The sequence below is a fragment of the Paramagnetospirillum marisnigri genome, from assembly GCF_001650715.1.
GTDB lineage: Bacteria > Pseudomonadota > Alphaproteobacteria > Rhodospirillales > Magnetospirillaceae > Phaeospirillum > Phaeospirillum marisnigri.
On record NZ_LWQT01000044.1, the window covers coordinates 266,183 to 286,878 of the forward strand.

Annotated in this window: 18 protein-coding genes; 7 read left to right on the forward strand and 11 right to left on the reverse strand. The window is 67.6% G+C overall.

Annotated features, from left to right (window positions below):
• Nucleotide 1: 1 nt before the first annotated feature.
• Nucleotides 2-2,335 (forward strand): DUF4175 domain-containing protein, encoded by a 2,334-nt coding sequence (locus tag A6A04_RS07110; protein ID WP_068491287.1) that lies wholly within the window; start codon nt 2-4, stop codon nt 2,333-2,335.
• On the opposite strand, the gene A6A04_RS07115 is transcribed toward A6A04_RS07110, so the two are convergent.
• The 11 genes from A6A04_RS07115 to A6A04_RS07165 form a co-directional block, all read right to left on the reverse strand.
• Nucleotides 2,332-3,870, reverse strand: coding sequence for an indolepyruvate oxidoreductase subunit beta family protein (locus tag A6A04_RS07115; protein ID WP_068491289.1), 1,539 nt, complete (start codon nt 3,868-3,870; stop codon nt 2,332-2,334). The genes A6A04_RS07110 and A6A04_RS07115 overlap by 4 nt on opposite strands.
• Complete coding sequence (locus A6A04_RS07120; protein ID WP_082914757.1) at nt 3,867-6,050, reverse strand: indolepyruvate ferredoxin oxidoreductase subunit alpha; 2,184 nt, start codon at nt 6,048-6,050, stop codon at nt 3,867-3,869. The genes A6A04_RS07115 and A6A04_RS07120 overlap by 4 nt, the downstream gene beginning before the upstream one ends.
• 40 nt (nt 6,051-6,090) lie before the next feature.
• A complete protein-coding gene (gene paaG / locus A6A04_RS07125) occupies nt 6,091-6,879 on the reverse strand; it encodes a 2-(1,2-epoxy-1,2-dihydrophenyl)acetyl-CoA isomerase PaaG (RefSeq protein ID WP_068491291.1) in 789 nt (262 codons plus the stop codon).
• Complete coding sequence (locus tag A6A04_RS07130) at nt 6,876-7,340, reverse strand: acyl-CoA thioesterase (RefSeq protein WP_082914758.1); 465 nt, start codon at nt 7,338-7,340, stop codon at nt 6,876-6,878. The genes paaG and A6A04_RS07130 overlap by 4 nt, the downstream gene beginning before the upstream one ends.
• Nucleotides 7,324-8,505: a benzoyl-CoA 2,3-epoxidase subunit BoxA gene (boxA, locus tag A6A04_RS07135; RefSeq protein ID WP_068491295.1), complete on the reverse strand. Its 1,182-nt coding sequence runs from the start codon at nt 8,503-8,505 to the stop codon at nt 7,324-7,326. Before boxA ends, A6A04_RS07130 begins: the two co-directional genes overlap by 17 nt.
• A gap of 108 nt (nt 8,506-8,613) precedes the next feature.
• The gene (gene boxB, locus A6A04_RS07140) at nt 8,614-10,035 is read right to left on the reverse strand and encodes a benzoyl-CoA 2,3-epoxidase subunit BoxB (RefSeq protein WP_068491297.1); all 1,422 of its coding nucleotides are present in this window, start codon (nt 10,033-10,035) and stop codon (nt 8,614-8,616) included.
• A 5-nt stretch (nt 10,036-10,040) separates the two neighbouring features.
• Entirely contained in the window at nt 10,041-11,690 is a 1,650-nt protein-coding gene (gene boxC, locus A6A04_RS07145; protein WP_068491299.1) for a 2,3-epoxybenzoyl-CoA dihydrolase, read from the reverse strand.
• Between the two features lie 231 nt (nt 11,691-11,921).
• Nucleotides 11,922-12,347: a type II toxin-antitoxin system VapC family toxin gene (locus A6A04_RS07150; RefSeq protein ID WP_068491301.1), complete on the reverse strand. Its 426-nt coding sequence runs from the start codon at nt 12,345-12,347 to the stop codon at nt 11,922-11,924.
• Entirely contained in the window at nt 12,344-12,595 is a 252-nt protein-coding gene (locus tag A6A04_RS07155; RefSeq protein WP_068491303.1) for a FitA-like ribbon-helix-helix domain-containing protein, read from the reverse strand. The genes A6A04_RS07150 and A6A04_RS07155 overlap by 4 nt, the downstream gene beginning before the upstream one ends.
• A gap of 108 nt (nt 12,596-12,703) precedes the next feature.
• The gene (gene polA, locus A6A04_RS07160) at nt 12,704-15,511 is read right to left on the reverse strand and encodes a DNA polymerase I (protein WP_156612504.1); all 2,808 of its coding nucleotides are present in this window, start codon (nt 15,509-15,511) and stop codon (nt 12,704-12,706) included.
• A 114-nt stretch (nt 15,512-15,625) separates the two neighbouring features.
• The gene (locus A6A04_RS07165) at nt 15,626-15,829 is read right to left on the reverse strand and encodes a zinc-finger domain-containing protein (RefSeq protein WP_068491441.1); all 204 of its coding nucleotides are present in this window, start codon (nt 15,827-15,829) and stop codon (nt 15,626-15,628) included.
• A 55-nt stretch (nt 15,830-15,884) separates the two neighbouring features.
• On the opposite strand from A6A04_RS07165, the gene A6A04_RS07170 reads away from it, so the two are divergent.
• The 6 genes from A6A04_RS07170 (at nt 15,885) to A6A04_RS07195 (ending at nt 20,639) form a co-directional block, all read left to right on the forward strand.
• Nucleotides 15,885-16,856, forward strand: a complete 972-nt coding sequence (locus A6A04_RS07170; RefSeq protein WP_068491307.1) for an ABC transporter ATP-binding protein — start codon at nt 15,885-15,887, stop codon at nt 16,854-16,856.
• Nucleotides 16,857-16,924: 68 nt separating this feature from the next.
• Entirely contained in the window at nt 16,925-17,350 is a 426-nt protein-coding gene (locus tag A6A04_RS07175; protein ID WP_068491310.1) for a bacteriohemerythrin, read from the forward strand.
• Nucleotides 17,338-18,327 (forward strand): alpha/beta hydrolase, encoded by a 990-nt coding sequence (locus tag A6A04_RS07180; RefSeq protein ID WP_245651107.1) that lies wholly within the window; start codon nt 17,338-17,340, stop codon nt 18,325-18,327. Before A6A04_RS07175 ends, A6A04_RS07180 begins: the two co-directional genes overlap by 13 nt.
• A gap of 55 nt (nt 18,328-18,382) precedes the next feature.
• Nucleotides 18,383-18,997: a hypothetical protein gene (locus tag A6A04_RS07185; protein WP_068491311.1), complete on the forward strand. Its 615-nt coding sequence runs from the start codon at nt 18,383-18,385 to the stop codon at nt 18,995-18,997.
• 8 nt (nt 18,998-19,005) lie between these two features.
• Nucleotides 19,006-19,602, forward strand: coding sequence for a hypothetical protein (locus tag A6A04_RS07190; protein ID WP_068491313.1), 597 nt, complete (start codon nt 19,006-19,008; stop codon nt 19,600-19,602).
• A gap of 32 nt (nt 19,603-19,634) precedes the next feature.
• Nucleotides 19,635-20,639 (forward strand): hypothetical protein, encoded by a 1,005-nt coding sequence (locus A6A04_RS07195; protein ID WP_068491315.1) that lies wholly within the window; start codon nt 19,635-19,637, stop codon nt 20,637-20,639.
• Nucleotides 20,640-20,696: the final 57 nt, after the last annotated feature.

Sequence of the window (20,696 nt, forward strand, 5' to 3'; positions counted from 1 at the left end):
CATGACCGCTCTCTCCCTCGCCGACCGGCTGCACCTCGCCCGGCTGGCGCTGTGGTGGGAGCGATTGGTTCCGGCCGTGACCGCAGGGGCGTCGCTGCTGGCCCTGGCCACCGCCCTGGCGCTGTTCGACGCGGCGTCCTGGCTGCCGGGCTGGCTCCATGCCCTGGTGCTGCTCGCCCTTCTCGCCGCCCTGGTCTGGCTGGTCTGGTGGGCAAGGCGGCAAGTCCCTCCCACCGAGGCTGAGGCTCAGCGGCGGCTGGAAGCCGAGTCCGGCGTGTCCCATCGTCCCCTGGCGGTGCTGGAAGACCGGCTGGCCAGTGGCGATGCTCCGTTGTGGCGGCTGCACCTTCAGCGGATGGAAGCCGAGGCCGAGACCTTGCGGCCGGGCTGGCCCCGGCCGGTGCTGGCGGCCCGTGATCCCTTCGCCTTGCGCTTTGCCGCCCTGCTGCTGCTGGTGATCGCGCTGGCCGGAACGGGGGCGGACTGGCCACAACGATTGGGGCGATTCCTGATTCCCGCCATGGCGCTTCCCGGCCTGGGGCCGGTGGCGGTGGAGGCCTGGGTCCAGCCGCCGCCCGAGACCGGGCTGGGGCCCATGGCCCTGCCCCCCGACGGGCGGGCGGTGTCCATTCCCCGGGGCAGCACCGTGACGGCGGTTCTGAGGGGAGGGCTGGGGCGTGGCAGCCTGCGGGCGGGCGATGCCGAGGTTGCGTTCGGCGCCGATGACGGCGGCGGCCGCCGGGCGGAGGCGGTGGTCGAGTCGGGCGAGCGGCTGGTGGTCGAGCAGGGCTGGCGTACCGTCGCCGCCTGGCCGCTTGCGGTGGTGGCGGACGCGCCGCCGGTGGTGTCCCTGTCCAACAAGACCGAGTCCGACGAGCGTGGGCGCCTCAATCTGCGCCTGGACGCCTCGGACGATTACGGCCTCGCCCGGCTGTGGCTGGCGATCCGACCCGTGGAGCCGCCGCCGGGAACCGAGACCCTGACCCTGCCGCTGGTTTTGCCCGGCGACCGCCCGCGACAGGCCGCTCTGGCGCCGCGCCTCGATCTGGCCGCCCATGACTGGGCCGGGCTGCCTGTGCTGGTGGCTCCCCATGCCGAGGATGGCGCCGGACAGATCGGCCTGGGCCTGCCGTTGCGGCTGACCTTGCCCGAACGGCTGTTCCGCAATCCCGTCGCCCGTGCCCTGATCGAATGGCGCCGCCAGGTGAGCCAGTCGCCCCAGGCGGCGCCGGAGGTGGTACTGCGGCTGCGATTGCTGCTGGCCGATCCCGATGCGGTGAATGGCGACGGTCGGGTCTATCTGGCCTTGTCGCTGGTGCGGCGTCTGCTGGCCTCGCCCGGCTTCGACCGCCACGAGGTGCGCGACCTGCTGTGGAATGCCGCCACCCGACTGGACGAGGGCGGCCTGCCCGCTGCCGAGCAGGAACTGGAGCAGGCCCGGCGCGACCTGGAACAGGCCCTGGCCGAAGGGGCGCCTCCGGCAAAGCTGGCCGAATTGCTGGAGCGGTTCGAGGCGGCGCTGGAACGCTGGATGGCGGCCATGGCGGAAGGTCCCGCCGGGCCATCCGCTCCTGGCGACGCCCAGGTGGTGGATGAGGCCGATCTGATGGAGGCCATGGAGGCGCTGCGCCAACTGGCCGAGACCGGCGACCGCGAGGGCTTGCGTCGCCGCCTCGCCGAACTGGGCGAGACCCTGTCCCAACTCGGCCGCGCCCGCCCGCCCGGCCCCGAGGATCAGGCCGCCGCCAAGGCGCTGTCGCGGCTGCGGGACCTGGCGCGACAGCAGCAGGACCTGCTCGACCACAGTTTCCAGCGCGCCCCCCGGCCGCAGGAGGATTTCGACGAGGAATCCGACCCGCTGCCCTCGGCCAAGCCTAGTGCCGCCCAGCGCGCCGAGGCCCGCAAGGCGGCGGAGGCGCAAAAGCGATTGGCCGAGGCGCTGGCCCAGTTGGGCCGTGACCTGGGGCAGCCGCCGCCCGCCCTCGGCGATGCCGGGCGCGCCATGTCCGAGGCGGCGGAGTCATTGGGACGGGCCGACTGGGCCGGCGCCGCCGAAAAGCAGGGCGAGGCGCTGCGTCTGCTGCAGGATGGCGGCCGGGATCTGGCCGAAGCCATGGCGGCCGCCCGGTCCAGCCGGGGCGGCGCGGCGATGGATCCCCTGGGCCGGGGCGGCCCTGGCAAAAGGCTGGGCGACGACGGCGGCACCAGGGTCCAGGGCGGTTCGGATGGCAGGCGGGCGCGGGAAATCCTGGAGGAACTGCGCCGCCGCGCCTCCGACCCCCGCCGTCCCGAGGTCGAACTGGACTATCTGCGCCGCCTGCTGCGGCAGTTCTAACCGCCTCGCCGCTTCGTCTCGATGGCGTCCAGGGCGGCGGCGAGGGTCTCGCCCTCGGGATCGGCCAGGGCGGCGGCCCGTGCGCTGGCCACGGCATCCAGGGCAAAGGCGGTGGGCCAGTCCTGGTCGAGGGCGGGGCGGATCACCCGGTCCCGGATGGCGGCGAAATTGGCCTCGCCCCGCCGCCAGGTCTCGCCATAGCCCTTGACCAGCCGGGCGCAGTCCGCCACCTCCAACCCCAGCAAGGGCGAGCGTTCGGTGGCGCGACTCACCAATCCCAGCCAGGCTTCCAGGGCTGACTGTTCCTCGGCGAAGCGATGGCTGAAGCGGCGCCAGCCCTTCAGGCGGGCCAGCAGCCACAATCCGGTGAAGCCGAGGATGCCGCTGCTGGCGACTTCGCTACCCACATAAGCCGTCTCGACCCAGCCGTTCGCCCGGGCCACGGCCAGGACGGGACGGGCGAGGAAGCCGGGCAGCAATCCGCAGATTTCCTCGAGGCCGGGTTTCAGGAAGTCGGTGATCACCACCGGCTGGCCGGGCTGGGCGCCGATCTCGGCGCGGATGCGCTCGAAGCGGGCGGGATCGGTCTTGGCCTGGGCCACCCGGATCACGTCCTCGAAGCTCATGCGCACCGCCAGATGCCGGGCGACGGCGCGGGTCAGGGAGCCATCGCCGCCCGCCAGCCGTTCAGCGCCCCAGATGGGGCCAAGGCGGTCCAGGTAAAGTCGGGCATAGGCGGTATCCTGGTAATGGGCCAGGCGCCGGACTCCTTCCTCGGCCACGGCCTGGGCGGGCTCGGGCAGTTCGGAATGGGCGCGGGCCACCAGGGCCAGGGCGGCGGCGGATTCGGGTTGGGGCCGCTTGTGTCCCTGGGGCACCTGCTCCGACACCTCGCCCCTGGCGGCGGCCAGTCCGGCCTGGAAGCCGCGTAGATTGGCCTCCACCGCCTTGCCCGCCGAGCGGATACCGGCCTCGAAGGTCTCGGGGGCGATGGGCAGCACGCCGCTACCCGCCACCGCCCCCAGCAACACCGAATTGATGACGCAGCCCGCCTCCCTGGCGGTGCGCTCCATGTCGAACAGCAAGGCCTTGGCGCAACCGGCGGTGATCACCCGGCGCAAGCCCTCGGGATCGACCCGGCCGTCGCCCATGGCCGCCTTCTCCGCCACGGCGAAGACCCGGTGGGTGGAGGCGATCAGATGGGTGCGATCCTTGGCGGAAAAGCCCCGCGCCACCGTGCGGGCCGCTTCCATCAGTTCAGTGGCCACCACCAGATCCACCTCGCCCGCCGAGGGGGCCAGGGCCAGGATGGGCCGCTGGCCGCCCAGTTGCGCCAGGGGCACCGGGAAGATTTCCACGTAATAGGTGGTGGCGCCGGTACGCTGGGCGACGCCGGGGATGGAGGTGCTTTGCACCGCGAAGCCCTCGGCGGTGGCGGCTTCCACCAGCCAGTCGGTGAGAACGCCGCCGCCTTCGCCGCCCATGGCGGCGATGACGATGGCAATGGGTCGCAAGGGCTTGCCCTGATGGCTCATGATGCGTTCCCCCCTCCCGACCTCCCCCCGGCCAAGCCGGGGGGAGAAGCCGAGAATGCCATCAACCAGGACCGTATCCGCCCGCGCCAGCCGTCCAGCCACAGGTCGAAGCGGTCGGGATTCTGCACCACCTCGGCCCGCCAGAAGGACGGGCACAGCACGGCGGCATGGGCGACCTCGCCGCACAAGCCGCAGCCGACGCAGGAATTGATCACGGCCGCCACCGGGTCGTCGCGCAGCGGGTCGGGGTTGGGCTTGATGGTCAGCGACGGGCAGCCCGACAGCCGGATGCAGGAATGGTCGCCGGAACAGACCTCATCATCGACGCCGAAGCGCACCCGGATCACCCGCTCGCCCGCCTTCAGTCTGGCGGCGTCCTCGGCTTTGACCCGGCGCTGGCGGGCCAACTGGCACTCGCCATCGGCGATGATCACCTTCAGGCCCTTTTCCGCCGAGGTCATGGCCTCCTTCAGCGTGGATTTCATGGTGGACACCGAATAGGACCGCACGGTGCGCAGCCATTTCACGCCCATCACCTTCAAGGTGGCCTCGATATTCATGGGGGTCTCGGCGCGGCGGCCGGGCGCGATGGTGGACGGCATGAACTGCTGGCCGGTGGCCGAGGTATAGCCGTTCTGGAGGATCACCAGTACGCCGTCGCCCCGGTTGAACAGGCTGCCCGCCACGCCGGTGATGGCGCCGTTGTGCCAGAAGCCGCCATCGCCCATTACCGCGACGGGGCGCCGCCCCAGATTGGGGCCGACGGCGGCGGCGGAGGCCAGGCTCATGCCGAACCCCAGGATGGAATTGCCCATGGAAAACGGCGGCAATGTGCCGAAGGAATGACAGCCGATATCGGCGGAAACATGGGTCGGCCCCACATCCTTCTGGGCCAATTTGAGGGCGGCGAAGACCGGCCGTTCCGGGCAGCCGGTGCAAAAGCCCGGCTGGCGGCCGGGCAGTTCGGCCTCCAGCAGCGCCGCCGCCGTCTGGCGATGGGCGCGGATGGTCTCGGCCACGGCACGGACGGGGGCGGGATCGAAGCCGTCTGGCGCCGCCTGCTCCAGGAAGGCGGCGATGCCTTCGGCCAGCACGTCCGAGGTATATTCCCCGGCCATGGGCAGGCAGCCCTTGCCCATCAATCGGGTCGGCAGCCCGGCCTTGCGCAGGATCTGGCCCAGGGCCTGCTCGATATAGTCGGGGTTGCCCTCTTCCACCATCAGCACGGCGCTCTTGCTGGCGCAGAAACCGGCGGCCTCGTCGGGCACCAGCGGATAGGCGACATTGAGGCAATAGATGGGAATGCGGGAGGTGCCCAGGGCATCGGCAAGGCCGAGCCGCATCAGGGCACGCATCAGGCTGTTATAGAGTCCGCCCTGGACCACGATGCCGATCCCGGCCAGATCGCCGTCGAACATCTCGTTCAGCTTGTGCTCGCGGATGAAGGCCTGGGCGGCGGGCAGGCGCTTCTCCACCTTGGCGATTTCGTGGGCGAAAGTGCTGGGCGGATGCGACAGGCGGCCATAGTCGAAGCGGGCGGGCTTGCCCATGGGGGCATTGCGCGAGATGGCGGCGGCGCGGTTGTCCTTGGTTTCGAACTCGCCGGTGACGTGGCAGGCCTTGATGCGCAGTTCCAGCATCACCGGTGTGTTGCTGGCCTCCGACAGTTCGAAGCCTTTTTCCACCATGCGTACGATGGAGGGGAGGTTGGGGCGCGGGTCCAGCAGCCACAGCGACGACTTCATGGCGAAGGCGTGGCTGCGTTCCTGAATGACACTCGCGCCGTCGCCGTAATCCTCGCCGATGATGATCATGGCGCCGCCGATGACGCCGGGCGAGGCCAGGTTGGACAGGGCGTCGGACGCGACATTGGTGCCCACCACCGATTTCCAGGTCACGGCGCCGCGGATGGGATAGGCGATGGAGGCGCCCAGCATGGCCGCCGCCCCGGCTTCGTTGGTGCAGGCCTCGATATGGATGCCCAACTCCGACAGCAGGTCCTCGGCATCGACCAGCACATCCATCAGATGGGAGACCGGCGCGCCCTGATAGCCGCCCACATAGGAGACGCCCGATTGCAGCAGCGCCTTGGTGACGGCCAGGATGCCCTCGCCCCGGAAGGTCTGGCCGTCGCCCAGGCGCAGCGACTGGATTTCATGGTGGAAAGACCGCTCGGCCATGCCGCACTCCTCGTGGGTGTGTCTTCCAGATGGGGATCGCTCAGCGGCCCTGAAAGCGGGGCGGGCGCTTTTCCATGAAGGCGGCGACGCCTTCGCGGTAATCCTCGGAGCGCCCCGCTATCGCCTGAAGGTCGCGTTCCAGGTCAAGCTGATCATCCAGGCTGTTGCTGGCGGAGGCCGCCAGGGCCTTCCTGGTCAAAGCCAGACCCAGTGTCGGCTGCGCCGCCAGATGGCGGGCCATGCCCAGCGCAGTGGGCATCAGGGCCTCGTCGTCGACGCATCTCCAGATCATGCCCCAGGCCTCGGCCTGCTCGGCGGAAACCTTGTCGCCCAGCATCATCAGGGCGGTGGCCCGCGCCGTCCCCACCAGCCGGGGCAGCACCCAGGTGCCCCCCGAATCGGGGATCAGGCCCACCTTGCAGAAACTCTGGATGAATCCGGCCGAGCGGGCGGCGATGACGATGTCGCAGGCCAGAGCCAGATTGGCCCCGGCCCCGGCGGCGATACCGTTGACGGCGGCCAGCACCGGCATATCCAGATCCTTCAGCAGACGGATCAGGCGGTTGTAATTGGCCTCCAGCGAGGCGCCGAGATCGGGGGCGGGCTCGCCCTCCTTGCGGACGCGGTCGGCGAGGTCCTGGCCGGTGCAAAAGGCGCGGCCCGCCCCGGTCAGCACGCAGCAGCGGGCGCCGCTGGTCTTCACCTCGGTCAGGGCGTCGCGCATCTCGGCGTGCATGGCGGCGTTGAAGGCGTTCATCCTGTCGGGGCGATTCAGGGTAAGGGTGGCGACGCCATCCGAGATATCGACCAGGACCGTGGCTTGGCTCATGACGCGTATTCCAGGCAAAGGCTGCGATAGGCGTCCAGGCGGGCGCGCATGGGGGCGGGAATGGGGATGGACTTGCCCGCGTCCTGATCGGCCACCACGCAGACGAAGCGGGTGGAAAAGCACAATTCGCCGTCATGGCGCAGGCCCCGCGTGCTGAAATGCAACGACGAATTCCCGACCTTGTCGACGAACACATGCACGCAGACGCGGTCGCCGGGGCGCAACGGCGCCAGCATCTCCATCTCCACCTTGACGAAGGGAGTGCCGAAGCCGTGGGCCACGTTCATGTGATACCAGTCGAAGCCGATGATGTCGGCCATGAAGATTTCCAGCGCCTCCATGGCGTATTCCAGGAAGCGCGGTGTGTAGACGATGCGGGCCGCGTCGGAATCGCCGAAATGGACCCGGTGTTCGTGGGAGAACAGCCGGGTCGGCAATCCCAGGTCAGTAGGTTTCGACATGGTAGCGCCCTTCCTGGCGCAGGGTGGCCCGCAGGCTGGCCCAGTCCATGCCGTTCAGGCGGCAGATATCGGCGAAGGCCTCGTCGCAGCCATGCTCCATGCCCTTCAAGCCGCAGATATAGATATGGGTCTTGGCCTGGGGCAACAGCACCGCCAGATCGGCCGAGCGTTCCCGAATCTTGTCCTGGACATAGCATTTGGGCTGACCGGGCAGGCGGGAAAAGGCCAGATTCACGTCGATCAGGCTTTTGGGCAGCTTCATCAGCGGCCCGAAATAGGGCAGTTCCTCGGGCGAGCGGGCGCCGAAGAACAGCATCAGCTTGCCGGGCGCGTCGGCGGCGTTGCGGCGGCGGCGCTCGGTGAAGCCCCGGAACGGAGCCGCTCCGGTGCCGGTGCAGATCATGATGATATGGGCCTCGGGGTCGTCGGGCATCAGGAAGCTCTGGCCGAAGGGACCGGCCACCTTGACCTCGTCACCCTTCTTCAGGTCGCAGACATAATTGGAACCGACGCCGCCGGGCACCCGTTTCACCGTCAGCGCCAGATTGTTGAAGCCGGTGCGCTCGCCCTCGCGCGGGGAGGCGATGGAATAGAGCCGGATATTGTGGGCGCGGCCCTTGTCGTCGACGCCGGGCGGCACGATGCCGATGCTCTGGCCTTCCAGGAAGGGAAAGGCGTTGTGCTGGAAGTCCAGCACCACATGGTGGATGTCGGAGCCGGCGCCATCGGCGGTCAGGCGCATATTGCCCGCCACCCGGGCGATGACCGGTTTCTCGCGGGAATACAGCGCCACATAGGGACTGGTGGCCGAGGCGGGGGCGGGCACCCGGGGGCCGGTGGTGGCGGTGGCCGCCGCCAGCAGGTCGCTCACCTCCTCGGGCGGCAGCGGCGCCGGCTCCGATTCGGTGGGGCCGGTCTCGCCCAGCGGCAGTTCCTCCCAGCCGAACTGGTCCTCGATGCTCCACGGATTGTCCACCAGCAGCCAGTTGTCGATGGCGCCGGTGGGGCAAGGCGAGACGCAGGCGCGGCAGAAATTGCATTTCTCCGCCATCACCACATAGTTGTTGCCGTCATGGGTGATGGCGTCGACCGGGCAGGTTTCCTCGCAGGTATTGCAGCGGATGCAGACCACCGGGTCGATCAGGTGCTGGCGCTTGAGTTCCATGACGGCGGTTCCGTGGCTTCTCCCTCCCCCGGCGTGCTGGTGGAGGGGTGGGGTGGGGGCCCCCCTCCCGGCCTCCCCCCGGCCATGCCGGGGGGAGGGGAGTTCAAGTTACGCGAACCTCACATACTCGAAGTCCACCGACTGGTTATTGATGCCGCGCGCGGGCGGGGCGATCCAGTTGGCGAACTGGCCGGGCTTGTGGACGGCGCCGGTCATCAAGGATTGAACATAGGCCAGATCGGCGGCCGAGGGCAGCCACTCGTCGCGGCGACGGGCGAACTCTTCCTTGGTGATGACCTTGCCGGTGGGGTCGACCGCGATATCGGAGAAATGGCCGATGGCGCGGTTGAAGGCCAGATGCGGCAGGGTCAGCTTGAAGTCGATGCCGTGCTTGGCGATGATCTTGTTCCAGCGCTCGACGCCCTTGGCCACGTCCTCGGCCCAGTCCAGGCGCAAGCGCTCGTTGAGCGCGTTCAGCGCCGGGACCTCGATGGGCTGGAAGCCGCCGCTGACCGGGTGCAGCACCGCATAGGTGGTGTGTTCCAACTGGTGGTCGTCGCCGATCTTGGTCTCCTCGAAGCGGCCCTTGAGCCCCATATTGTAGGAGGTGGCGGCATTGGTGGAGACCTCGGCGCCGTAGAGGTCCGACGTCACCGAGTAGTGGAAGTTGAGATAGCGCTGGATGGTGGGCAGGTCGATGACGCCGAACTTCCGGACATCCTCGGTGCGGTTCTCCTTCATGACCTGGCAGGCGCGTTCGATGATGCGGCCGACGCCGGATTCACCCACGAACATGTGATGGGCTTCCTCGGTCAGCATGAAGCGGCACGAGCGCGACAGCGGATCGAAGCCGGATTCGGCCAGGGCGCACAGCTGGTATTTGCCGTCGCGGTCGGTGATGAAGGTGAACATGAAGAAGGCCAGCCAGTCGGCGGTCTTCTCGTTGAAGGCGCCCAGGATGCGGGGCTTGTCGGGATCGCCCGAGCGGCGCTCCAGCATCTCCTCGGCTTCCTCGCGGCCGTCCTTGCCGAAATAGGCGTGCAGCAGATAGACCATGGCCCACAGGTGGCGGCCTTCCTCCACATTGACCTGGAACAGGTTGCGCAGGTCGTAGAGCGAGGGGCAGCACAGACCCAGCAGGCGTTGCTGCTCCACCGAGGCCGGTTCGGTATCGCCCTGGACGGTGATCAGGCGGCGCAGCATGGCGCGGTATTCGCCGGGGACCTCCTGCCAGGCGTCGATGCCCTTATGGGCGCCGAAATTGACCTTGCGGTCCTTTTCCGGCGGCGCCAGGAAGATGCCCCAGCGGTAATCCTCCATCTTGACATGGCCGAACTGGGCCCAGCCGTCGGGCTCGGCCGAGATGGCGGTGCGCAGATAGATTTCCGAGGTGGCGGTGCCTTCCGGCCCCATCTCCTTCCACCAGTCGATATAGGCGGGCTGCCAGGATTCCAGGGCGCGCTGCAGCTTGCGGTCTTCCGACAGGTTGACGTTGTTGGGGATCTTGTCGGCGTAATTGATGGAAGACATGACGGTTACACCCTTTCCTGATTGTAGGCGGCGCGCTTGCCGGTTCCGTACAGCTTCAAGGCGCCCTGCTCGCCCACCGCGTTGGGGCGCTGGAAGATCCAGTTCTGCCAGGCGGTCAGGCGGCCGAAGATCTTGGTTTCCATGGTCTCGGGACCGGCGAAGCGCAGATTGGCCTCCATGCCGGTCAGCGAGTCGGGGGAGAAGGCGGCCCGCTCCTCGATCACCAGGCGGATTTCATCCTCCCAGTCGATGTCGTCGGGGGTGGCGGTGACCAGACCCAGAGCGGCGACGGCCGCCGCGTCCAGGTCCTGGCCGATAGTGTCCTTGGCCTTGCCCACGGTGTCGGGCTCGCCCAGGAAGCGGGTTGCGAGCCGGGAAATGCCGTTGCCCATGGGCAGGCCGTCGAAATTCAGCGCGGAGAGGCGGATTTTCGCGTCCGGCAGGTCGCTATCCTCGAAACTGCCGTCCAGCATGTAGGAGCGGTCCACCGCGAACAGGATTTCCGCCAGGAAGCCGGCGAAGCACGAGCCCGGCTCCACCAGGGCGAACAGGGTCCGCGAGGTGACGTCGAGTCGTTTCATGGTGCGCTTCCAGTACAGCAGCACTTCGCGGACCAGCCAGTCGCCCGCATGCTTCTGCAAGGCGGCGTCGTAGCCGCTGACCAGATCCAGGTCGCCCTCGGTCTTGAACACCCAGGAGGCGATGGTGGTCTCGTTGGCCCGCAGATGCAGGATGGCGTCATCCAATTCGCGCGCCAGGGCCAGCGGATAGAACTCCACCCCCTGGGCATGAATGGCGGCCAGATCGGCGGGCGCCGCCGCGCTCGGCCCCTTGAGGATCAGGGTGGCGGTGCGGGTGGTGCGGTCGAAGGTGATGGCGATATGGGGATAGGTCACGGACTCGGCGGTGATGGTCCGGGCCGGATGGGTCAGCACCACCCCCTTGGCATTGGCGGGACGGTCCGAGGTGGCGGCCATGGCGGCGGCCCGCTTGGCGACGGCGTCCTTGAAGCCGGAGGAGGGAACCACCTCGTCCACCAGCCGCCATTCCACGGCGCGCTTGCCCTTCACCCCTTCCTCGATGGAGCAGAAGATGTCGGCCAGATCACGGCGCACCTTGCGCTTGTCCACCACCCGGGTCAGGCCGCCGGTACCGGGCAGCACCGCCAGCAGGGGAACCTCGGGCAGCGACACGGCGGTATTGCCGTCATCGATCATCATGATGTAGTCGGTGGCCAGGGCCAGCTCGTAGCCGCCACCCGCCGCGGTGCCGCTGACCGCGCACAGATAGCTCTGTCGCGAGTTCTCGGTGGCGTCCTCGATGGAGTTGCGGGTCTCGTTGGTGAACTTGCAGAAGTTGACCTTGTGGCCGTGGCTGGAGACGCCCAGCATCTTGATATTGGCCCCGGCGCAGAAAATCTTCGGGTTAGCCGAGGCCATGACCACGGCGCGGACCTCGGGATGCTCGAAGCGCAGGCGCTGCACCGCGTCATAGAGCTCGATATCCACCCCCAGGTCGTAGGAGTTCATCTTCAGTTCATAGCCGGGGGCCAGGGTGGAGGCGGGGTCCACATCCATGGTGAGCGTCGCGACGGCGCCGTCGAAGGCAAGCTTCCAGTGACGGTAGCGGTCGGGAGAGGTCTGGAAATCGATCATGGGCGGGGCGCCTTGCTGGAGGAATTGTCTGCACTATAGTGCAGCAAGTCGAATTTGAAAAGCTCTAAATACGCATTGTAGTGCCGGAATGCGCATTTTGTGCACTTTGGTGCATATGGGGAGGCAAGGGGAAGCGCCAACCTGTCCTCCCGACATTTATCGGGCGGAGGGATGTCTATCTGGGACGTGCCCATTTGTGGGATGTGCCCATTCGTGGGCTGGGCGGATTGGTCAGGAAACCGCGCCCCACGGATTCACCACCTCAATCCCGCATCCTTCGAAATCAGCCACATTGCGTGTTGCCAGTGCCGCGCCGCGTGACCGGGCAATGGCCGCGATCTGGGCGTCGGCCTGGGAGATGGGCCGCCCGGACTGTCGGTGGCTGGCAGCAATGTCCGCGTAGGCTTCGGCGGCACTGGAGTCGAACGGCAAGATGCGGCCCATGAAAATCTCTTCGAAAGCAGTACGGCAGGCATTTGCCAGCGCGTCACGGCGCTTGCCGATGGGCAGAATGCTGACGCCATAGAGAATTTCGGCCTGCGTTATCGCTGGAATGAACAGGGTCGGTGCGGAAATGCCGTCGATCCAAGACAAAACCCGCGGCGCAGGTTCCGCCTTCATCAATTCCGACAGCACATTGGTGTCGAGCAGGATCATCCGTCGAAGCTCGGCGGCTCGCGCATGGGCTGGCGCGGCACCTCTGGCAGGTCGTCCACCCCACCCAGGGGCTTGAACAGCTTGTGGATCGCGCTGCCAAGCCGCACGGGTTCCTGCGGCTCCTGGCTCAGATGCGAGCGAAGGATCGTCCGCGCCTCGTCCTCCATCGACCGGCCATGCATGGCCGCCTGTACCCGCAGGCGCGACTTCAGGGATTCATCCAGGTTGCGAATAGTGATGCTGGCCACGGCGCACCTCGTTCATCAATGATTTCAATATATGCATTGATTGCAAAATTGCCAGCCAGGACCAGCCCCCCACCGCAATCCGCCCGTGACGAAAGAAGGGGGATTGGATCAGTGCGCCTCGTCCCAGGACAGGGCGGCCCGCGCATCCACCACCAGCGGCACCGACAGGCTGGCGGCGCCTTCCATGACCCGCCTGACCACGGCGATGGTGGCGTCGGTTTCGGTCTCGGGGGCTTCCAGGACCAGTTCATCATGGACCTGGAGCAGCATCCGGGCCGCCAGCCCCGCCTGGGACAGGGCATCGGGCAGGCGGATCATGGCGCGCTTGATGATGTCGGCGGCGCCGCCCTGGATGGGGCCGTTGATGGCGGCGCGCTCGGCGAAGGCGCGCATGGCGCCGTTCTTGTCCTTGATGCCCGGCGTGAAGACCTTGCGGCCGAACAAGGTGGTGACGAAGCCGTTGGTTCGAGCTTCCTCCTTGGTCCGTTCCATATAGGCGCGGATTTCGGGATAGCGGGCGAAATAGGCGTCGATATAGGTCTTGGCCTCGCCGTTGGAAATGCCCAGCTGGGCGGCCAGACCGAAGGCCGAGATACCGTAGATGATGCCGAAATTGATGGCCTTGGCCCGGCGGCGCAGGGCGGGGTCGATGCCTTCCACCGGCACGCCGAACACCTGGGAGGCGGTGATGGCGTGGATGTCGGCACCACTGGCGAAGGCGGTGCGCAGCCCCTCGATTTCCGCCACATGGGCGACCAGGCGCAGCTCGATCTGGGAATAATCGGCGGAAATCAGCCGATGTCCCGGCTCGGCCACGAAGGCGTGCCGGATCTTGCGCCCTTCCTCGGTGCGGATGGGGATGTTCTGGAGATTGGGGTCCGAGGAGGACAGCCGCCCGGTGGTGGTGGCGGCAAGGGCATAGCTGGTATGGACCCGGCCGGTGGCGGGGTTGATCTCGGCCACCAGGGCGTCGGTATAGGTGCTTTTCAGCTTGGCCAACTGGCGCCAGTCCAGCAGGCGGGCGGGCAGAGGGTGCAGATGGGCCAGTTCCTCCAGCACATCGGCGCCGGTGGCCCATTGGCCGGTCTTGGTCTTCTTGCCGCCGGGCAGGTTCAGGGTCTCGAACAGCACCTTGCCCAATTGCTGGGGCGAGCCCAGGTTGAAGGCCTCGCCATTGTTCAGCGCGATGACCTCGGCCTCTAGCTCGACCAGGCGGCGGCCGAAATCCTCGGACAGCGCCATCAGGGCGGCGCGGTCGACCTTGATGCCGTGGCGCTCCATCTCGACGATCACCGGCACCAGCGGGCGTTCCAGGGTCTCGTAGACCGTGACCATGCGCTCATTCAGCAGGCGCGGCTTCAGCAGCCGGTGCAGCCTGAGCGTCATGTCCGCGTCCTCGGCGGCATAGGCGCAAGCCTTGTCCAGCGGCACCCGGTCGAAGGTCACCTGGGTCTTGCCGGTGCCGCAAACCTCGGAAAAGGCGATATTGGTGTGGTCCAGGTGCAGGCGGCAGAGCTCGTCCAGGCCGTGGCCGTGGCTTGCGCCGTCCAGCACATAGGACAGCAGCATGGTGTCGTCCAGGGCCTCGATCCGCAGACCCAGCCCGGCCAGCACCTGCATGTCGTATTTGAGGTTGTGGCCGACCTTGAGCACGGATGGATCGGCCAGCAGCGGCGTCAGCCGACCTAAGGTGACGGCGGCGGGCAGAATCTTCGGCGCGTCGGCCACCGGGCCGGAACCGCCCAGGTCGAGGCTGCCCTGGGCCTGGGGCGGATTGTGCGTTACCGGGATGTAGCAGGCGCGGCCGGGCGCCACTGCCAGTGATACCCCCACCAGTTGGGCGCGCAGGGGATCGAGGCCGGTGGTCTCGGTATCGAAGCCCACCACGCCCGCCTTGGTGGCTTCGGCGATCCAGCGGTCCAGCGCCGCCTCGGTCAGCACCAGGTCGTAGTCGGTGGTGACGGGAGAGGCGGGGGCGGTGCTCGTCGGGGCGGCGGTGGCGGCGCGCACCGGTTCGGCGATCGGAGGGGCCTTGATCTTGAGCCGCGACAGCAGCGAGCGGAAGCCCTGGGCGGCGCAAAAGGCGCCCAGGGTCTCGGGATTGACCGGCTTGACCGCTAGGTCTTCCATGGGAACCGGCAGCGGCACATCGGCGCGCAGGCGCACCAGTTGGCGCGAGATGCGGGCGAGGTCAGCGTTCTCCAGCAGGGTCTCGCGCCGCTTGGGCTGCTTGATCTCTCCGGCGCGGGCCAGCAGGGTGTCAAGATCGCCGTAATCACTGATCAATTGGGCGGCGGTCTTGATGCCGATGCCGGGAACGCCGGGAACATTGTCCGAGGCGTCGCCGCACAGGGCCTGCACATCCACCACCTTGTCGGGGCCGACGCCGAATTTCTCGCGCACCTCGGCCTCGCCGATGCTGCGGTATTTCATGGGGTCGTACATCTCGACGCTGGCGCCCACCAGCTGCATCAGGTCCTTGTCGGACGAGACGATGGTGACGCGGGCGCCGCTTTCCACCGCCGCCCGGGCATAGGTGGCGATCAGGTCGTCGGCCTCAAAGCCTTCCATCTCGATGCAGCAGACGTCGAAGGCCCGGGTGGCGTCGCGCACCAGCGGGAACTGCGGGATCAACTCCTCGGGCGGCGGCGGCCGGTGGGCCTTGTAGGCGGGATAGATGTCGGAGCGGAAGGTCTTGCGCGCGGTGTCGAACACCACCGCCACATGGTCGGCATCGGTCTCGGACAACAGCTTCATCAGCATGGTGGTGAAGCCGTAGACGGCGTTGACGGGGGTGCCGTCCGGCCGCGTCATGGGCGGCAGGCCGTGGAAGGCCCGGAAGATGAAGCCGGAACCATCGACCAGGAAGACGTGGCGGGGAGGGGTCAAGGGAAAGCCCTTTCCTGAAATCGTCATTCCCGCGAAAGCGGGAATCCATGTGTCAGCCGACATTGCCCAAATGGGTCCCTATCACGCCACGGGCCGACATGGTCCCCCGCTTGCGCGGGGGTGACGAGAACCTGGGAAGGCTCAGTGATGCCCGATCTTGGCGCCCTCGGCCAGCTTGTAGGTGCGCGAGCAATAGGGGCAGACGATCTCGCCCGTGGCGGTAAGGTCGAGATAGACGCGGGGATGGCCCAGGCCCTCGGCGGCGTTGCCGTCACAGGCCACCTTGGCGGTGTCGACGGTGATGGTCTCGAAGGCGGGGGAGGAAACGGCGGCTTGCGCGGACATGTCGATGGGTGCTCCGTTGACCGGTGTATGGGCCGGATGATACCCATTGGCGGCCATGGTTCAATCACTCTCTCGCCTCAGCCCCTCGCCGCTGCCCGATCTCGCCCTCCAGGTCGACGATCTGGTCAAGGTCTATTCGGGGCGCGGCGCGCCGAAACGGGCGCTGGACGGGGTGTCGCTCTCGGTGCCGCGCGGCTCGTTCTTCGGGTTGCTCGGACCCAATGGCGCGGGCAAGAGCACGCTGATCAACATCCTGGCCGGGCTGGTGGTCAAGACCTCGGGCCGCGCCGTGGTCTGGGACCGCGATATCGACCGGGACCCGCGCGGCGCCAAGGCCGCCATCGGGGTGGTGCCGCAGGAACTGAACCTGGACCCCTTCTTCACGCCGCGGGAACTGCTCGACGTCCAGTCCGGCATGTATGGCGTGCCCCGCTCCGAGCGCCGGGTCATGGAAATCCTTGAGGCGGTGGGGCTGGCCGACAAGGCCGACGCCTATGCCCGCACCCTGTCGGGCGGCATGCGCCGCCGATTGCTGGTGGCCAAGGCCATGGTGCATTCGCCGCCCATCCTGGTGCTGGACGAGCCCACCGCCGGGGTGGATATCGAGCTGCGCCGCCAGTTGTGGGAAACCGTTCGCGAATTGAACGCCCGGGGCGTCACCATCTTGCTGACCACCCATTACCTGGAAGAGGCGGAACAGCTTTGCGACCGCATCGCCATCATCAATCACGGCAAACTGGTGGCCTGCGACAGCACTTCGAATCTGCTGAAGCGCATCGATGGCAAAGTGCTGACCGTGACGGTGGACCGCGACCTGACCGAGTGTCCGGCGGCGCTGGCGCCGTTCTCGCCGGAATTGCGCCCGGGCGGCCAGGTGGTGATCCGCTACCGTCCCTCCGCCACGCCCATGGCGCGGATTCTGGCGGCGTTTTCCGAGGCCGGGCTGGTGATCGCCGACCTGTCCACCGAGGAAACCGACCTGGAGGACATCTTCCTGCAACTGACCTCGTCGAGGATCGACTCCTGACGCATTGCATGCGTGAGACCTGGGCATTACTCTGTCTGCCGTAAGTCACAGCACGGTGGGCGGCAAACATGGGCAGCGTCTGGTACGGAGCCATGAAGATCGGCATCGACATCGTCGATGACGATCACAAACAGCTCTTTGCCCTGGTTCACGAATTCAACGCCGCCGCCGACGCCCAGGGCGGCGAGGTCAGCGGTGCCCAGATGGCCGAGATCCTGACCCGTCTGCAAAATTACGTGGCTGACCATTTCCAGCGCGAGGAGCAGATGCAGCTGGAAGCCAAGTATGACGGCTATGAGGAAAACAAGCGTCAGCACGAGGAGCTGACCCGCACCCTGTCGGCCTTCATCGCCAAGCACAAGGGCGGCGGCGCCGGGGCCGAGGCCAGGACCGCCACCCGCGAGATGCGGGAATTCCTGGGGGTTTGGCTGAGCCAGCACATTCTCAAGACCGACCTCAAGATGCGCGGGCGCATCCTGCCGTGGGCGGGTTGAGGCTGGCGCTGCTTGCGGCCACCTTCGTCTTGTCGCTGTCCGGCTGCGTCGAGCGGCTGGCTCCCCGGGGGCCCGAGGTGACCGAACCCGTCCTGCTCGGCCAGGCCTGGCGGGCTGCCGATGGCGCCGAACTCCCCCTGCGTGCCTGGCTGCCGGATGCCGAGCCCCGTGCCGTGGTGCTGGCGCTGCACGGCATGAACGACTATTCCAATGCCTTCGAGGAACCCGGCAAGGCCCTGGCCGCCCGGGGGCTTGCCGTCTATGCCTATGACCAGCGCGGCTTCGGCCGGGGGCCCCATCCCGGCCAGTGGTCGGGGGCCGAGACCATGGCCGCCGATCTCAACGCCTGCGCCGACCTGCTGGCCGCCCGCCATCCCGGCCGCAGGCTGTTCGTGCTGGGCGAAAGCATGGGCGGCGCCGTGGCGCTGGTGGCGGTGGCCAATCAGCCGTCGCCCGCCATCGCCGGACTGATCCTGTCGGCGCCCGCCGTGTGGGGTCGCTCCACCATGGGGCCGCTGCAGCGGGGGCTGCTGTGGCTGGCCAATGCCGTGGTTCCCGGATTGACCCTGACCGGGCGCGGGCTGGGAATCCAGGCATCCGACAATATCGAGATGTTGCGCGCCCTGGGACGCGATCCGCTGGTGATCAAGGAAACCCGGGTCGATGCCATTCACGGGCTGGTGGATCTGATGGATCAGGCCCAGCAGGCGGCGGAACGGGTGGGGTTGCCGCTGTTGGTGCTGTATGGCGACAAGGATCAGGTGATCCCACCCGCGCCCACCTGGGCGGCCATCCGCCGCCTGCCCGAGCTGGGGCGTTCGCAGCGGGTGGCGCTTTATGCCGATGGCTGGCACATGCTGCTGCGCGACCTTCAGGCGGCGGTGGTCCTGGGCGATATCGCCGCCTGGGTCGATAATCCGGGACAGTCCTTGCCGTCCGGGGCGGATTCCCTGGCCCAGGGAAAGCTTGGCCAATGACGCGGACCTCCGCCCGTGTCATACTCTTCGCAGGTGCAACCAAGGCGGTGGCCTCATGCGGTTCCTGATTACGGCCCTGACATTGGCGGGTGCGGCCCTGGCCCTGGCGACGGAGGCCCGTGCCGACAGCCGAGCCGTGACCACGTTGGGGACCGGATTGCCGCAGCCGGGCGCTAGCTTCGAGGATGTGCGCGGGATGACGCTGGCCGATGGCCAGCGGCTGATCTGTGATTCCGATCCCGACAAGCCCCGGCTGGAGCAACCGAAATTCATGGACCCGCCCTCGGCGCGCGGTCCGGTCCGCATCCGGCGCTGCGCCGTGTTCGCTCCGGGCGAGGGCGAGCGCTGGCGGCTGGGTCACATCCCCAGTCTGGCGGGACCGTCCCGGCTATGGCTGGTCTTCGTGGAACAGGGGATCGGCGGGCGCTTCCGCCTGGCCCAGCTCAGCCTGTGGGCCAAGCGCGAAAGCTGGGACAAGGTGGCCCGCAGCCTGGGTGACAGCCTGGGCGCGGGCATGGCGACCGACCGGTTGCTGAGCTGGCAGGACGACCAGTTCGAGACCACCATGTTCATGGACGAGAAATACCCCGACGAATTCGCCGTCTCGGTGGGCGACATCCGGCTGCGCCGCCTGATGCGTTCTCCCGGCACCATCCAACGGACAGAGTAAGCCCACCCATGCGTCTTCTCATTGTGATGGCCGCCTTGCTGTTGCTGGCGGCGGCCGAACCGGCCCTGGCCCAATCCACCCGGCCGCTGGAAATCGCCCAGGCGCAGCTCGGCATGCGCCTCAACCAGTTGCGCTTCGCGTCGCTGCCCGCCAATGCCAAGCTGATCTGCGGCAAGGATCAGGACAAGCCGCCGGGCGCCGAGCACACCCATCTGATTCTTCCCGGCGCCATGCAGGCCGCCGGGGTCGATCGTTGCGCCATCTTCCTGGAAGAGGGCAAGAACAAATGGGTGGTGCGTCCGGTCAACCTGGCCGGAGTGCAGACCGAATTCTGGTTCATGACCATCGAGGACGAGGCCGGAATCCAGCGCATCTTCCAGATCGTCGCCCGTCAGCCCAAGGACAATTTCGACAAGACGGCGGCCTTCCTGACCGAGCGCTGGGGGGCGCCCGCGCAGAAGGTTTCCTATTTCATCCGCTGGCTCAACGGCACCAATGAGGGCCAGATGAAGGAAGACGACGAGGGCGTCATGATCTTCCTGTTCGACACCAAGCTGTTCGCCCTGATGGAATCGCGCATGCCCAAGGGCAAGCCGAAGAAATAGGCCGAACCCCGCCTCTCTCCCAAGGATTTGCGATGTATAGTGATGATGATCTCGATGCCGCGGTCAAGGCCGGGGTGATGCCCGCCGCCACCGCCACGGCCTTTCGCGATTTCATGTCCCAAAGGCATGTCCCGGCGACGGTGGACGAGGAAAATCTGCGCCTCATCACCAGCTTCAACGACCTGTTCGTGACCATCGCCGCCGTATTGCTGCTGGTCGCCCTGGGCTGGCTGCTGAACAAGTCCCATCCGGCCCTGGGGGGCGGCGCCGTTGCCGCGTTCAGTTGGGGCTTCGCCGAGTATTTCACCCGCAAGCGCCGCATGGCCCTGCCCAGCATCGCCCTGCTGCTGGCCTTTGTCCTGGGGGTGTTCGCCGCCGCCCTGTCGCTGGTGGGTCTCGACAGTTTCGAGAAGGGGGGCACGGCCGTGGCCGGATGCGCCGCCCTGTCCGCCCTGGCCGCCTGGGGGCATTGGCTCCGCTTCCGGGTTCCCATCACCGTTGCCGCCGGGGCTTGCGCCGCCGCCGGAGCGCTGTTGGCCCTGGGGGTGGGATTGGTTCCTGCCCTGAGCGACCATGTCCAGATTCTATTGTTCCTGGCGGGGCTGGGGTTGTTCTCGCTGGCCATGCACTGGGACATGCGCGACCGCGAGCGCCGCACCCGGCGTTCCGACGTGGCCTTCTGGCTGCATCTGGCGGCGGCGCCCATGATCGTGCATCCCGCCTATTCCGCCCTGGGCGGCTCGGATACCGGCACGCGGGCGGCGCTGGCGGCGGTGGCCATCTATGTGGTCCTGGCGGCCGTCGCCCTGGTGGTGGACCGCCGCGCCCTGCTGGTCTCGGCCCTGGCCTATGTGCTTTACGCCGCCGCCGAACTGTTCAAGGCCGCCGGTTCGGTGGAGTCCAGCCTGGCCTTGACCGCCCTGGTGATCGGTTCCGCCCTGCTGATGCTGTCGGCTTTCTGGCATCATGCCCGCCGTCTGGCGCTGACGCCACTGCCCCAGGCCTGGAAGGACCGTCTGCCGCAAACCGTTCCGTGACCTGAAACGCGGGTTCCGGTATAGTTTAGCCCCACCATTCTTCCGCTCCAGCCCTGG

Coding starts and splice junctions, on each gene's coding strand:
- A6A04_RS07110 (WP_068491287.1), top strand. CDS start 2: ATGACCGCTCTCTCCCTCGCCGACCGGCTGCACCTCGCCCGGCTGGCG.
- A6A04_RS07115 (WP_068491289.1), bottom strand. CDS start 3,870: ATGAGCCATCAGGGCAAGCCCTTGCGACCCATTGCCATCGTCATCGCC.
- A6A04_RS07120 (WP_082914757.1), bottom strand. CDS start 6,050: ATGGCCGAGCGGTCTTTCCACCATGAAATCCAGTCGCTGCGCCTGGGC.
- paaG (WP_068491291.1), bottom strand. CDS start 6,879: ATGAGCCAAGCCACGGTCCTGGTCGATATCTCGGATGGCGTCGCCACC.
- A6A04_RS07130 (WP_082914758.1), bottom strand. CDS start 7,340: ATGTCGAAACCTACTGACCTGGGATTGCCGACCCGGCTGTTCTCCCAC.
- boxA (WP_068491295.1), bottom strand. CDS start 8,505: ATGGAACTCAAGCGCCAGCACCTGATCGACCCGGTGGTCTGCATCCGC.
- boxB (WP_068491297.1), bottom strand. CDS start 10,035: ATGTCTTCCATCAATTACGCCGACAAGATCCCCAACAACGTCAACCTG.
- boxC (WP_068491299.1), bottom strand. CDS start 11,690: ATGATCGATTTCCAGACCTCTCCCGACCGCTACCGTCACTGGAAGCTT.
- A6A04_RS07150 (WP_068491301.1), bottom strand. CDS start 12,347: ATGATCCTGCTCGACACCAATGTGCTGTCGGAATTGATGAAGGCGGAA.
- polA (WP_156612504.1), bottom strand. CDS start 15,511: ATGACGATTTCAGGAAAGGGCTTTCCCTTGACCCCTCCCCGCCACGTC.
- A6A04_RS07165 (WP_068491441.1), bottom strand. CDS start 15,829: ATGTCCGCGCAAGCCGCCGTTTCCTCCCCCGCCTTCGAGACCATCACC.
- A6A04_RS07170 (WP_068491307.1), top strand. CDS start 15,885: ATGGTTCAATCACTCTCTCGCCTCAGCCCCTCGCCGCTGCCCGATCTC.
- A6A04_RS07175 (WP_068491310.1), top strand. CDS start 16,925: ATGGGCAGCGTCTGGTACGGAGCCATGAAGATCGGCATCGACATCGTC.
- A6A04_RS07185 (WP_068491311.1), top strand. CDS start 18,383: ATGCGGTTCCTGATTACGGCCCTGACATTGGCGGGTGCGGCCCTGGCC.
- A6A04_RS07190 (WP_068491313.1), top strand. CDS start 19,006: ATGCGTCTTCTCATTGTGATGGCCGCCTTGCTGTTGCTGGCGGCGGCC.
- A6A04_RS07195 (WP_068491315.1), top strand. CDS start 19,635: ATGTATAGTGATGATGATCTCGATGCCGCGGTCAAGGCCGGGGTGATG.